Origin of the sequence: Aulosira sp. FACHB-615 (genome assembly GCF_014698045.1) — a bacterium.
Taxonomy (GTDB): domain Bacteria; phylum Cyanobacteriota; class Cyanobacteriia; order Cyanobacteriales; family Nostocaceae; genus Nostoc_B.
Genome location: NZ_JACJSE010000014.1, coordinates 132660 through 146601, shown reverse-complemented (window position 1 = coordinate 146601; position 13942 = coordinate 132660). Strand labels below are relative to the sequence as shown.

The following is a 13942-nucleotide window of genomic DNA, read 5'->3' as shown; positions in this document are numbered from 1 at the left end:
TCACCAGGAGAAAATGACACCACAGTTGATGCTGGGTTCTACAAAACGGCAGCATTAGGAGACTTCGTATTTAACGATGCCAACAACAACGGCATTCAAGATACAGGCGAAGTTGGAGTTGGTGGGGTAACTGTTACCCTGACTGGTGGAGGTGCAGATGGCATTATCAATGGTATTGGCGATACGACTGTTACCACAACTACTAATGCCAGTGGCAATTACAATTTTGCCGGATTGACACCTGGTCAACAATATCGAGTGGGATTCTCTGGTCTACCCGCAGGATTTCAGTTTACTCAAGCTAATGTGGGTGCTAATGATGCTGTAGATTCTGATGCTAATCCCAGCACTGGCCAAACTCAGATTGTCACCCTTGTTTCTGGTGAAAATAATCTGACTTTGGATGCAGGTATTTATCAAAATATTGGTGATTTGTCAATAACCAAAACAGATGGTTTAACAACTGTAATTCCAGGACAGCAGATAACCTATACCATCGTGGCGCGAAACAATGGTCTGATTACTGCTACCAATGCGCTGGTGAGTGATATCATCCCCAGCAACTTAACCAACGTCACTTGGACAAGTGTGGCCAGTGGCGGTGCAACAGATAACCAAACCAGTGGTACAGGCAACATCAATGATTACGTCACCTTGACAGCAGGTAGCAGCATTACCTACACAGTCACAGGGACTGTCGCGCCTAGCCCAGTATCCACAGGTAGTCGAACCACATTTGACTTCGATGGTAATAGTGCCTTGGATGGGACAGATGGCAATACGCGGACATTCACCAAAGATGGAATTACCGTCACAGCCAGGGCATTTAGCCGTGTGGATGGGACAAATGGTGCTTGGAGTGCGGCTTATCTGGGTAGCTATGGTGGTGGATTGGGTGTCACCGACAGTAGTGAAGGAAATGGCGGTAACAACACTCACGTCGTTGATAACGTTGGCGGAAGGGATAACTACGTCCTATTCCAATTCTCGGAAGCAGTGGTGTTAGATCGTGCTTATCTACAATATGTTCTGAACGACAGTGATATCTCTGTCTGGATTGGCAATTTTAGCAATCCTCCCACGACTTTAAGCGACTCAATTCTCAGCAGTTTTGGGTTCACCGAAGTTAATGAAACTACTAGTACTAGCGATCGCTGGGCTGATGTAAACGCAGGCAACTATGTGGGTAACACCATTGTGATTGCAGCTTCGGACAAAGAGACTAGCCCAGAGGATCAGTTTAAGATTCGCCATCTTGATGTTCTCAAAGTCACGCCCGCGTCTCTGGTTAATACTGCCACGATTACTGCTCCCACTGGGTTCACTGATACTAATTCCAACAATAACAGTGCTACTGATACCAACACTATCGTTACTCCATCTACTGTCAAAGTAGGCGATCGCGTTTGGTATGATACCAATGGTAATGGAGTGCAAGATACTGGTGAGTCTGGTGTTTCTGGTGTAACTGTCAAACTCTTTAACCAAGCTGGCGCTCAAATCGGAACAACCACCACTGATGCCAACGGTCTCTACCAATTCAACGTTAACGCCAATAGCACCTATAGTGTTCAATTTGTTGAACCCACTGGTTTCAACGGATTCACCACCGCTAATGTAGGTAACGATGCAGCTGATAGTGATGTTGTTAATACCAACGGCACAACGGCTCAATTCTCTGTCGGTACAACTGATAACCTCACCATTGATGCAGGACTGATCAAAAATATTGGTGATTTGTCAATAACCAAAACAGATGGTTTAACAACTGTAATTCCAGGACAGCAGATAACCTATACCATCGTGGCGCGAAACAATGGTCTGATTACTGCTACCAATGCGCTGGTGAGTGATATCATCCCCAGCAACTTAACCAACGTCACTTGGACAAGTGTGGCCAGTGGCGGTGCAACAGATAACCAAACCAGTGGTACAGGCAACATCAATGATTACGTCACCTTGACAGCAGGTAGCAGCATTACCTACACAGTCACAGGGACTGTCGCGCCTAGCCCAGTATCCACAGGTAGTCGAACCACATTTGACTTCGATGGTAATAGTGCCTTGGATGGGACAGATGGCAATACGCGGACATTCACCAAAGATGGAATTACCGTCACAGCCAGGGCATTTAGCCGTGTGGATGGGACAAATGGTGCTTGGAGTGCGGCTTATCTGGGTAGCTATGGTGGTGGATTGGGTGTCACCGACAGTAGTGAAGGAAATGGCGGTAACAACACTCACGTCGTTGATAACGTTGGCGGAAGGGATAACTACGTCCTATTCCAGTTCTCAGAAGCAGTAGTGTTGGATCAGGCTTATCTGCAATATGTCATCAAGGACAGTGATATTTCTGTCTGGATTGGCAATTTTAGCAGTCCTCCCACGACTTTAAGCGACTCAATTCTCAACAGTTTTGGGTTCTACGAAGCTAACGTTACTACTAGCACGAGCGATCGCTGGGCTGATGTGAATGCAGGCAAGTATGTGGGTAACACCATTGTGATTGCGGCTTTAGACACAGATACCAGCCCAGAGGATCAGTTCAAGATTCGCCATCTTGATGTTCTCAAAGTCACGCCCGCGTCTCTGGTTAATACTGCCACGATTACTGCTCCTACTGGGTTCACTGATACTAATTCCAACAATAACAGTGCTACTGATACTGACACAGTAATTGCTGCACCTGGTGTGCGTACCCCAGGTTTCTGGGCAAATACCGAGTGGCAGAAGTTCTGGGATGGTGTCCAAGGTAACGAGCCAACACAAAAAACACTGGCTAATTTTGCAGACAGTGACCTTCTGTTCCCTTCTTATACCAACTCCGCCCAATCTGGAAAAGTGCTTGATCCTGTGACTGGACAATATAGTGCAGGGTTACTTATCGGTGACTACAACCGCAACGGTATAACTGATACCGGGGAGGATACCATTTTCTATACTCTTAGCCAAGCACGCCAGATTGTTGATGCCTCAGCACATCCTAATGGAGATGTACGTTACGATCTTGGTCGCTCTTTAGTGGCTAGTTGGTTGAATTATCTTGCTGGCAACCCCATTGACACAGCAGCTAGTACAACCGATCAAGATGCTCGATACTATATCAACGAAGGCATCAATTGGTTGCAAGCTGTAACTCCAGACGAAAATGCTGATAAGAAGGGTGATGGCGCGTTAAATCAACTTACTGGGAGCAGTGTCAATAGCCCACGCATAGATAATTACTGGAGTCAAGGTATTTCCAGTGCATCCAATTTGCCAAGTCCCTACAACTCCAATACCAAAGTTACCTATGGTTTAGATGCTGGTAGTTTCATTACTAGCAAACTGGATGAATACAACAACGGTTTGGGGCTGGCAGATCATGTTTTCTACGGAGGAAACGCATAACTGACTAGGAGAAAAAGCATTTTGATTGAAATAATCCAATCAAAATGCTCTTGTCTCTTCGAGTCTGTAAAAGAACTTGGTACTCATTTAGAGAATTGATCTGAGCGCATTGAGCAAATGTAGCTTAGATCAATCCCTAAGCATTTTTGGAAAATGATAAGAGTTGCGAGATGTTCAACTAAGATATCTCCGCAAATACACTCCGTAATGATTTTGGAATAACCATAAATTTATAATTTGAATTTTGTTAAAAATATGAATATTGCCGACTCATTAACTCAATTTGCAGGCTCTTTGTTAGAAGAATGGACAAATACAAAAACAGATTATCCCAGAAATGCGACAATTCACGAATTATTTAGAATTCAAGTATTAAAAACACCTAACTCTGTGGCGGTTGAGTATGAACGTCAGCAAATAACTTATCAGGAACTTGAAAATAAATCAAATCAACTGGCTGATTACTTACGACAAATTGGGGTCACAACAGAAACGTTAGTGGCTTTATATTTAGACCGTTCTCCTGATGTAATTATCACTATTTTAGCTATATTAAAAGCAGGTGGAGCCTATTTACCGTTAGATACATCTGCTCCTTTAGAAAGATTAGAAATTATTCTCAAAGATGCAAATTTATCTATTCTAATCACTCAAAAAAATCAATTAAATCATCTATCCTTAATTGCAAATCATCTTCAAACTATCTGTGTTGATGAGCAAAGTAATTTAACCACCATTTCTGATGGTACTTCTTTTGATAGTGAAGTCACTGCCCAAAATTTAGCTTATGTAATGTACACATCCGGTTCAACAGGCAAACCCAAAGGCGTTTGTGTAACACATCGTGGTGTTGTGCGACTAGTTAAAAATACAAATTATGCTAATTTTAGTGCTGATGAAGTTATTTTACAGCTTGCGTCGATTGCCTTTGATGCAGCAACATTTGAGATTTGGGCTGCTTTATTAAATGGCGGTAAATTGGTGTTGATGCCAGTTAAAACACCATCCTTACAAGAAATTGGCACAGCAATCAAGCAATATAATGTTACTACATTATGGTTAACAGCAGGATTATTTAATTTAATAGTGGAAGAACAGATAGAAAATCTAAAATCCCTACGCCAACTTTTAGCAGGAGGTGATGTTTTATCAAGATATCATGTCGAGAAAGTTTTAGAAGAATTACCAGAATGTCAATTAATCAATGGCTATGGCCCTACAGAAAATACAACCTTTACCTGTTGCCATAAAATTACTGTTAATGATTTGCAAAAAGACTCAATTCCTATTGGTCGTCCCATTGCTAATACCCAAGTTTATATACTTGATGATGTTTTACAAATAGTTCCCATTGGCATTCCAGGAGAACTTTATATTGGGGGTGATGGGTTAGCGAGGGGTTATTTGAATAGACCAGATTTAACCGCAGAAAAATTTATTCAAAATCCTGTTAGTGATGACCCCAATTCGCGTCTTTATAAAACAGGCGATCGCGCTCGCTGGCTACCTGATGGCACAATTGAGTTTTTGGGTAGAATTGATTTTCAGGTCAAAATTCGAGGATTTCGGGTGGAACTGGGTGAAATTGAGGCAGTTATGGCACAACACCCATCTGTGCGATCGGTTGTTGTACTCGCCCAGGAAGACCGTCCAGGAGACAAGCGATTAGTAGCATATTTTACTCAAGAAGCAAACATTGGTGCAGTAAATTCTAGTGAATTACGCCATTTTCTCCAACAGAAATTGCCAAATTATATGATTCCATCGGCCTTTATCTTGTTGGATCAGTTACCTCTGAATGCTAATGGTAAGGTGGATAGAAATGCTCTACCTAACTTGGAGAATCTCTGCATAGATATAGATAGTAATTTTGTGTTACCTCGAACTCAAACAGAGAAAACACTAGCTAATATTTGGGCAGAGGTTTTAGGGTTTCAAGTGGGAATCTATCAACCATTTTTAGAAGTAGGTGGACACTCTCTTCATGCTACTCAGATTGTTTCTCGCGTGCGGGACTGTTTTAGAGTAGATTTGCCTGTTTCCGCAGTTCTAGAAGCATCTACAATTTTTGAGTTGAGTCAACAGATAGAGTCAGCACATCAGCAAGCAGACTCTCTATTGAGTGTTCCTGAATTGCCAGCAATTTCAGATAAAAACAACCTACCTTTGTCGGTATATCAAGAACGATTATGGTTGTTAGAGCAAAAATCTGGTCTTAGACCGATTTATAACCTACCAATAATGTTGCGGCTGACAGGAAATTTGGATATTGGGAGTTTAGAACAGGCAATTAACACAATTATTCAAAGACATGAATCGTTGCGAACTACCTTTCCCATTGTAGAAGGGCTACCGGTTCAACACATTGCTGCTGAATTGAAGATTTCCATTCTCGTCCAACAAATTGAAAACTACGAAGAAAGGGAAATTCAAAGTTTAGTCGATGCAGAAGCCAGACAGACATTTGACCTTACACAAGAGCCACCCATCCGGGCGCGATTACTGCGATTGACCGAGAAAGATTATATATTGATGATCACGATACATCATATTGCTGCCGATGGCTGGTCATTGGGAATTTTTAACCAGGAATTATCAGTTCTCTATAAAGCTTATACACAAAAATCTCCGTCTCCTCTGGCTCCACCGTTATGGCAATACAGTGATTTTAGCCTTTGGCATCGGCAATGGTTTCAGCAACCGGAAGTCTATACACCTTTAGTAGAGTACTGGAGTCGTAAACTAGCGGCTGCGCCTCCCTTGCTGCAATTACCAAGCGATCGCCCTCGTCCTCAATTACAATCTTTTTCAGGGTATATCCAATCATTTCACCTTGACTCAGAGCTAACGCAGCAACTAACACACCTCAGTCAAAAATCTGGATCTACCCTCTTCATGACACTGTTAACTGGTTTTGCAATTTTACTGCATTCCTACAGTGGTCAAAAAGATATAGTGATTGGTTCAGCAACAGCCAACCGCAACCATACTAAAATTGAATCTATAATCGGCTGCTTCTCCAATATTATGCCGCTTTGCATCAGTATAGTTGGGAACCCCTCTTTCCTGAACTTGATCAAGCAGGTACGGCAAATCACTTTAGAAGCCTATCCATATCAAGACTTTCCCGTTGAGCAGTTGTTATCTAATCTACAATCCAGCAGAGATTTAAGTTACTCACCTTGGTATCAGGTGATATTCAATCTGCTGAATGTACCTATGAACAATCTAGAGTTGACTGGATTGGATATAGAGTCAATACCAGTTGAAAAAGGTACGGCTATATGTGATTTGTCGGTGTTGATGTGGGAAACACCTCTAGGATTGGAAGGCATATTTGAATATAATACTGAACTGTTTGATGCTGCCACAATTGAACAGTTAATCCAGAATTTTCAGATTTTGCTACAAGAACTAGTAGCCAATCCAGACCAGAATATTTTGTCATTGCCAATATTGACTCAAGATCAAAAATATTGGCAACAACAGAAAGATAAACTCCATGCTTTCAAAATCCAACCAAGCCAACAACTTTCCCAAGTTACTCAGTCTGCGCCTCAAGATGAGTTAGAACAGCAATTAATTAAAATCTGGAAAAAAGTTTTAGGTGTTTCATCTATCGGTATTGATGATAACTTCTTTCATTTAGGAGGACATTCTTTATTAGCATTGCGTTTATTTGCCGAAATTGAAAAGACTTTGGACAAAAAACTACCCCTAGCCACACTGTTTCAAGTACCAACAATTAGAGAATTGGCTGAGGTGATGCGTCAGACACAAACTGTAGAATCATCTTTCTCTTTCAGTTCTCCTATGTTGAACCAAGAGGATTATCGCAAACTTATAGTAATCACTGCTGGCCGTCAGGGAGAAAAACCTAGACCTGAATCTTTAATTACCAGTCTCAATCATCAAGGTAATAAACAACCATTTTTCTTCTGTGCTAGCAGTTTAAATGAAGTGTTACCACTTTCTCAACACCTAGGGAAAGAACAACCAATTCATTTTATAGAATCAGGATTATCTGCATTTGGATATCAAAATAAACAAGAAAATATCAAAGCAATTGCATCACATCATATTCATGATATTCTTGCCTTACAACCAAATGATGATTATATTATAGGTGGTTATTCTTATGGTTGTTTGGTTGCTTATGAAATTGCTAAACAACTAGAAGCTCTTGGAAAAAAAGTATCTATTTTAATAATCATAGACTTTCCTGCTTATAATCATAGATTGTATTACTATGCTAACCAAGTTTTTCCAGCTATTCGGCAGATAAGAAAGTTCTTTCAAAAGAATTATCAATATTTAGGGAAAAATTCAACAAAGAATTTAGTTTCACCTATGAATATTTACCAACAGCTTTATATTAGCCAACAAGACTACTCTGGTAAGATTCACCTTTTTCTATCTAGTGAATTTGTATATTTATCTCATAAAATGTTACGCTTTCTTTTCCCTCGATTTGGGTGGAAGAAGCAAAAAATAGCACAAATTTATCACCTACCAGGAAATCACTTCAGTTTGCTCCAAGAACCTCATGTGCAGGTTTTAGCAGATAGATTAAATTTGTTGTTTGACAAGAAAAACTCCTAATTTTAGGAGTCAGAAAAGAGAAAATTTGCTTACTCTTTGCGCCTTTGGGGGAGAATTAAATAATATTCCGCAAACCATTAACTAATCTTTCTATCCCTGCTTTGGCTGTATTGTCTTGTAACGCCCCATAAGCAACGCGCAAATAGCAGCCATTTTCCATCCCAAAGGTTGTCCCAGGAATTACCGCAACTTTGTGTTCTTGAATTAATCTTTTCACCAACTCAAACGCATTGATATGAGTATGCACTTTGAGAAAGAAATAAAACGCACCATCAGCTTGAGCAATAGTACATAAACCTTGGAGATGATTCAGCGAGTCTATCACTAACTGACGTACTTGAGCGATCGCACCAATATTTTCCTTCAAATACTCATCTTTTGCCTGCAATGCGCCTAATGCGGCATACTGCGACACCACAGGCGGACAAATCAAAATTGTATCTTGAACTTTTTTGACAGCCACAAGTAAATGCTGGGGAATTACCATATAGCCAATGCGCCAACTGGCAAAACCATAGGCTTTAGAAAGGCTGTAGAGAGAAATTGTATAATCACTACTGCCAGCAAATGCCCCTGGTGAAATATGTTTGACACCGTTGTAGGTAAAATATTCGTAAGCTTCATCGCTGATGTGGTAGATATGGCGATCGCTACAAATTTGATTGACTTGGCGTAAAGCCGCTTCAGAATAGACAACCCCTGTGGGATTATTCGGGGAAATCGTCACAATAGCCTTGGTTTTTGGTGTAATTGCTGCGGCTAAGGCTTCTGGACGCAATTGGTAATTTTCATCTGTTTCTACCAACACCACACGACAACCCGCCATTGTAATAGCCATTTCATGATTGAAATAATATGGCGTATTCAGAATAATTTCATCCCCAGGCGAAGTAATTGCCAAAATCGCGTTCATAAACGCCATATTACTACCGGCTGTCACCACAACACAGTTTTCATCAGTAATTTCAATACCGTTAAAAGCTGACAATTTTGCTGTCAATGCAGTTAATAAAGGCGGAATTCCTTCCACTGCTTGATAGAGATTATTTCTCGCTTCCCCTAAAAACTTCGGTAAAAGTTCAATTGCTTCTGGTGGTGGACTGTAGGAGACTACACCCTGTCCGAGAGAAATGGTTCCCGGAGAATTTTTAATCAGTTCCCCAACCACAGGAATTATTGGCGACTGAACCGCCTGCATCCGAGAAATCAATTTGTCATCAGTCATGTATGAGTTCCCATCACCCCATCTCTCTCATCTTGACAGGTGTAGGTTATTAAAGTTAATAGGTTTTGGAAAAACCAGGATAATGAACAAAGCGTTTGTGGAAAATCAGCGCCGCAAAATTAACTACCAAACAAGTAATTGCTAGAGATAACAATATATAAGTAGGAGCCATCACAACACCAACCACAAACCAGCTATATACATGAAGTACCATGACTACAGCAAAAATAATGGCAATTCCTACAACTGGCTGCAATTGAGATATTGGTCTACGTAAAACCGTCAAGATAATGGTTAATAATGTAGCAATTAAGTTAGCTGGTACAAGAAAGGCACAAATACCAATACAATTGGTACGAGAAAATTCGGCTAAGGTATGAAAATCAAGCATGTATAGTTATGCACTTTAGTATTAACATTTTAAATAAACAAACTAAACATATTTTTATCTATATTCAACTAAACACTAGCATCAACATAAAGTAAATACTCCGCAAATGTAACATAAATTAAACTATAGAAAATCTAATTAATTCTTAAGAAGTTTCTCGTGCTTAGATCCCCGACTTCTCAAAGAAGTCGGGGATCTGTTAAGCTACTAGTAAAATGAGTTTATTAATATTAAAAAATCGCAATAATTGAGGTGGGGATAACCCACCTAAAGTTTATTAACCAGGCAAAATTACTGTATCAATGACATGAATTATGCCATTGTCAGCATCGATATCTGCCGCTAAGACAGTAGCGTTTTTGATTTCAAATCCCTCAGAACAATCTATTTTAATGATTGAGCCTTCTACAGAAGTAACTGTACCTAGTTTTGCTAACTCAGCCTGAGACAACTTACCAGCCACGACGTGATATTTTAGAATTCTGGTCAACTGGGGAATATTCTGCACCAGAGTTTGGATTGTTCCTGGTGGTAACTTGGCAAAAGCATCATCAGTCGGTGCAAAGACTGTAAATGGCCCTGGACTTTTTAATGTTTCGACTAAACCAGCCGCTTGTACAGCAGTTACCAAGGTTTTAAAAGCGTCATTACCAACCGCAATATCAACAATATCAGCCATATTTTTTACCTATTCACTGATAAAAATTTTAAATTATATTAAAGCGATTTAATTTTTTTGACGAAAGTTACAGTTATAAAATTACAATATCATAGGCAAAAGTCTATCTAATTAATAGTTATTAATTATCTTGGGAGCAGCAATGGGCGATCGCAAGTATGCCATCATCGGAACAGGTGCATTAGGCGGGTTTTACGGTGCAAAACTACAAAAAGCGGGTTTAGATGTTCATTTTTTACTCAAAAGTGACTACGAACACGTCAATCAACATGGTTTAATCATCGAATCGAAGGATGGCGACTTTACCTTACCCCAAGTTAACGCCTATAACGATGCGGACAAGATGCCACAATGTGATGTAGTGATAGTTGCCCTCAAAACAACCCAAAATTATTTATTACCAAAATTATTACCACCTGTAATTAAAAATAATGGTGTGGTATTAGTATTACAAAATGGATTAGACATAGAACTAGAAATTTCTCAGATTGTGAGTAATGTCAACATTATTGGTGGCTTATGTTTTTTATGTTCCAATAAGGTCGGACAAGGACATATTCGGCATGTAGATTATGGACAAATAGTTTTGGGTGAATACAGCCATAACTACGAAACTGCGGGAATTACTAATATAATGCAGCAAATTGCCAACGACTTTCAAAATGCTGGTATAGCAATAGAATTAACAAAAGATTTACTCTTAGCGCGTTGGCAAAAATTAGTCTGGAATATTCCCTACAATGGTTTATCTGTGGTTTTGAATGCCAGAACTGATGAATTAATGGCAGATCCCTACACTCGTCAATTAGTTGAGCAATTAATGTATGAAGTAGCCGCAGGTGCAAAAAGTACCGGACGGATAATTGCTGATAGCTTCATTCAAAAAATGCTAGATTACACAGTCAAGATGAAGCCTTACCGCACCAGCATGAAAATTGACTATGATGAACAACGTCCTTTAGAAGTAGAAGCAATTATTGGAAATTCCCTACGTAAAGCCCAAGCCGCAGGTGTGTTTTTACCACAAATTAACTGCTTGTACAATCAGTTAAAGTTTTTAGACAACAGGAATAAACACTAATTTTTAGCAAAGTGCTGTTAGCTTTAGCTGGGCATTGAGTCCGTGCTGATTTGAAAATTCTGAATTATAAATTGAGAATCTTCCAGCGTTTAAGCAATTAACAATCTCCTAATCTATACTTTGACTGTGCCATACAACTAAGAAGGCAATATTTAGACCTCAGACTCCAGTAGATTATTCATCAATTAGCCAACCACGCTGTATACCATGCTCAATTCCTCCAGACCAATCAATTGTTAAATGATTTCTTACCTTCTTGAAAAGATGCTGTACTACAGCCACATTAATTGGGTTTTTAATATACGTTTCTTTATATCTAAATTTTCGATCAGTATTTTTCTGCTGACGTAATACATAAATCTGATCAACTTTGTATTTTCGTAAATTGACATCACTAGTTAGCTTGATCCATTCCATAACTACAAGATACAAACTATTGGGATTTCTCGCCTTTAAATCTTCTGCTGCGCGTGAAGCTCCTTCAAGCATAGTTTTGTCAAGGTAAGTTTTGCACTCAATGACAACTACTGGAATGTCAAAAATGTGTGTCTCTGTATTTTCCTCTGTAACTGTAGGATCAGAATAAATTTCTGGTTCTTCTTTAAGAATTGTCAACTTTTCACCAGGACTGTCATCTTTTTCTGGAGGAGGTGCAGCTACAAGCGATGCTTGAATAGTTGCACCAATCACAAAGTCATGATCTTTTTTTTCAATACGCGCATAAGGTCGTTTAAGCATTTCTGAATATTTTGGTGGAACAAAGAAAATATCCTTAAAAGTGTGTGACTTACCAATGAGAGCATTTTCTCCAAAATCTTGTGCTAAATCTTTAAACAAATAGTAGAGAAACTCTTCTAATACACTAGAGTGGAGGTTTGATCTAGAGTCAAACTTTTCAGCATAATGCTGCTGATCTAGAAAGTCTTTGTATGTTGAAAGAAGCTCTACTCTTTTGGCAATAATTTCGTCATCCTGCTCAGTAAACTCTGATGTTGGCCCGACTAACTCTAAATTAGCAGTATGCCATTTATCATACTCAGTCCTAATTTCGCTAAGGTATCTTCTACTATCTGTGTCTCTATATTCTGTACGATGATTTTCCTTCTGTTCAAGATTAGAAGCATGAACTAAAGGATTCCTATCGGTTTTCGGCATAATTCTAATTTTTCTAGAAGATGTAGTGCAATTGCTTTAGCAAGGATAGGTGGAACAGCATTACCAACCTGATTATATTGACATAAAAACTTCTCATCGAATCTTTCTTCTCTGTGTAATAATTTATGAGACACAACAGTTTTTTTGCCCATAAAACGATAGTTATCAGGAAAAGATTGAACCCTTGCACCTTCGCGTGCTGTTAAATTTCGATGTTGAAAAGGGTGAATAAAATTAGCATAAAATGAGGCCGCAATCGTATGGGATGGCTTGTAAGGGTTTAACCGTCGATTGTTCTGGTCATAGCTTTTATTTGAAAGTTCTCCATTCCCTCTACGCCGTCTAGCTCCGTATTCTTTAGGTACATCAGAACTTGACTCACCCCATTTAATTTGTTTGAAGCGTTCTACCAGCCTATCTGAATGCTCCATTGCCACATGATTATAGAGTAGATTACTACCATTTCTAATCCAAGCTTGATAATCATTTTGAGGCTCTACAAAATAATCTTGCTCTTCTTCACCCTCCCGCGCATTCAGTGGTGGTAAATCTGAGATAGCATCCCATAAAGTTATCGGAGGAAATTTAGCTTCACTATCAAACAGTGATAACTGAGATTTATTTAGATAATATAATTCTAAAGAGTGCGTCTTTAAAGGAATTCCTAATTCTTTGCCATTTCTATTACCAACAATAAAAATACGCTCTCTAATTTGTGGCACACCATACTCAGCCGCATTTAACTTCCATACTTCCACAAAGTATCCGATATCTTCAAAAGTTTTTCTAATAATATCTATGACCTTTTGACCGTTACTACTTTTACGTGAAAGTAATCCTTTGACATTTTCCATTACAAATGCTTTAGGCTCAAGGAAACTTACCCACTGAGCAAAGTTAGTAAACAAGCTATTTCTCTGGTCTTTCGGATCTTTTTGGGCTGGCCCTGCAACACTAAAACCTTGACATGGAGGGCCACCAATAATAATGTCTGGGCTAAAAACACAAATTTCCTTGACACTACTTTCGGTATTAAAATTACGTATATCATTGTGAATCACTGTCATACTGGGGCGGTTGTAGCGCAGTGTATCACAAGCCCAAGCATCAATTTCAAGCGATAAAGACACAGAAAACCCTGCCATGTCAAAACCTAAGCCAAAGCCACCAGCTCCAGCAAATAGATCAATAACAGTAGGTTTTTCTGGTCTCGCCATAAGTTTTTTATTCTAGACTCATACTTTCAAATTCTGAACGGATTAGTATGATACACTCACATTTTTTCTTTAACTACCCTATGTTTGCAATCAAATCGTAGTCTACTAGTGTTTGTGTTCGTTTAACAAGGATGTTTGTATGAAAATATAAAAAGACGATTGCCTTTTAATCCTCATGCAATGCAAGAAGCGATCGCCTGTA

8 protein-coding genes are annotated in these 13942 nt (G+C 39.3%); 3 read left to right on the top strand and 5 right to left on the bottom strand.

The window, feature by feature from the left end:
- Together H6G77_RS21390 and H6G77_RS21385 are read left to right on the top strand one after the other, a co-directional pair.
- Nucleotides 1-3390: SdrD B-like domain-containing protein (locus H6G77_RS21390; protein ID WP_190872678.1), on the top strand; the 3390-nt coding region annotated here is incomplete at its 5' end.
- 255 nt (nucleotides 3391-3645) lie between these two features.
- The gene (locus tag H6G77_RS21385; protein WP_190594589.1) at nucleotides 3646-7992 is read left to right on the top strand and encodes a non-ribosomal peptide synthetase; all 4347 of its coding nucleotides are present in this window, start codon (nucleotides 3646-3648) and stop codon (nucleotides 7990-7992) included.
- Between the two features lie 55 nt (nucleotides 7993-8047).
- Here the strand turns inward: H6G77_RS21385 and H6G77_RS21380 are convergent, their stop codons facing one another.
- From H6G77_RS21380 to H6G77_RS21370, 3 genes are all read right to left on the bottom strand, one after another.
- Nucleotides 8048-9217 carry a pyridoxal phosphate-dependent aminotransferase gene (locus H6G77_RS21380; protein WP_190594588.1) on the bottom strand — a complete coding sequence of 390 codons (1170 nt, stop codon included), beginning with the start codon at nucleotides 9215-9217 and terminating at the stop codon, nucleotides 8048-8050.
- A 55-nt stretch (nucleotides 9218-9272) separates the two neighbouring features.
- The gene (locus H6G77_RS21375) at nucleotides 9273-9608 is read right to left on the bottom strand and encodes a hypothetical protein (protein ID WP_190872677.1); all 336 of its coding nucleotides are present in this window, start codon (nucleotides 9606-9608) and stop codon (nucleotides 9273-9275) included.
- A 277-nt stretch (nucleotides 9609-9885) separates the two neighbouring features.
- Nucleotides 9886-10287: a fasciclin domain-containing protein gene (locus H6G77_RS21370; protein WP_190872676.1), complete on the bottom strand. Its 402-nt coding sequence runs from the start codon at nucleotides 10285-10287 to the stop codon at nucleotides 9886-9888.
- Nucleotides 10288-10429: 142 nt separating this feature from the next.
- On the opposite strand from H6G77_RS21370, the gene H6G77_RS21365 reads away from it, so the two are divergent.
- Nucleotides 10430-11368 (top strand): putative 2-dehydropantoate 2-reductase, encoded by a 939-nt coding sequence (locus H6G77_RS21365; protein WP_190872683.1) that lies wholly within the window; start codon nucleotides 10430-10432, stop codon nucleotides 11366-11368.
- A 174-nt stretch (nucleotides 11369-11542) separates the two neighbouring features.
- Here the strand turns inward: H6G77_RS21365 and H6G77_RS21360 are convergent, their stop codons facing one another.
- Both H6G77_RS21360 and H6G77_RS21355 read right to left on the bottom strand, forming a co-directional pair.
- Entirely contained in the window at nucleotides 11543-12523 is a 981-nt protein-coding gene (locus H6G77_RS21360) for a Bpu10I family restriction endonuclease (protein WP_190594585.1), read from the bottom strand.
- Nucleotides 12496-13740 (bottom strand): DNA cytosine methyltransferase, encoded by a 1245-nt coding sequence (locus H6G77_RS21355; protein ID WP_190594584.1) that lies wholly within the window; start codon nucleotides 13738-13740, stop codon nucleotides 12496-12498. Before H6G77_RS21355 ends, H6G77_RS21360 begins: the two co-directional genes overlap by 28 nt.
- Nucleotides 13741-13942: the final 202 nt, after the last annotated feature.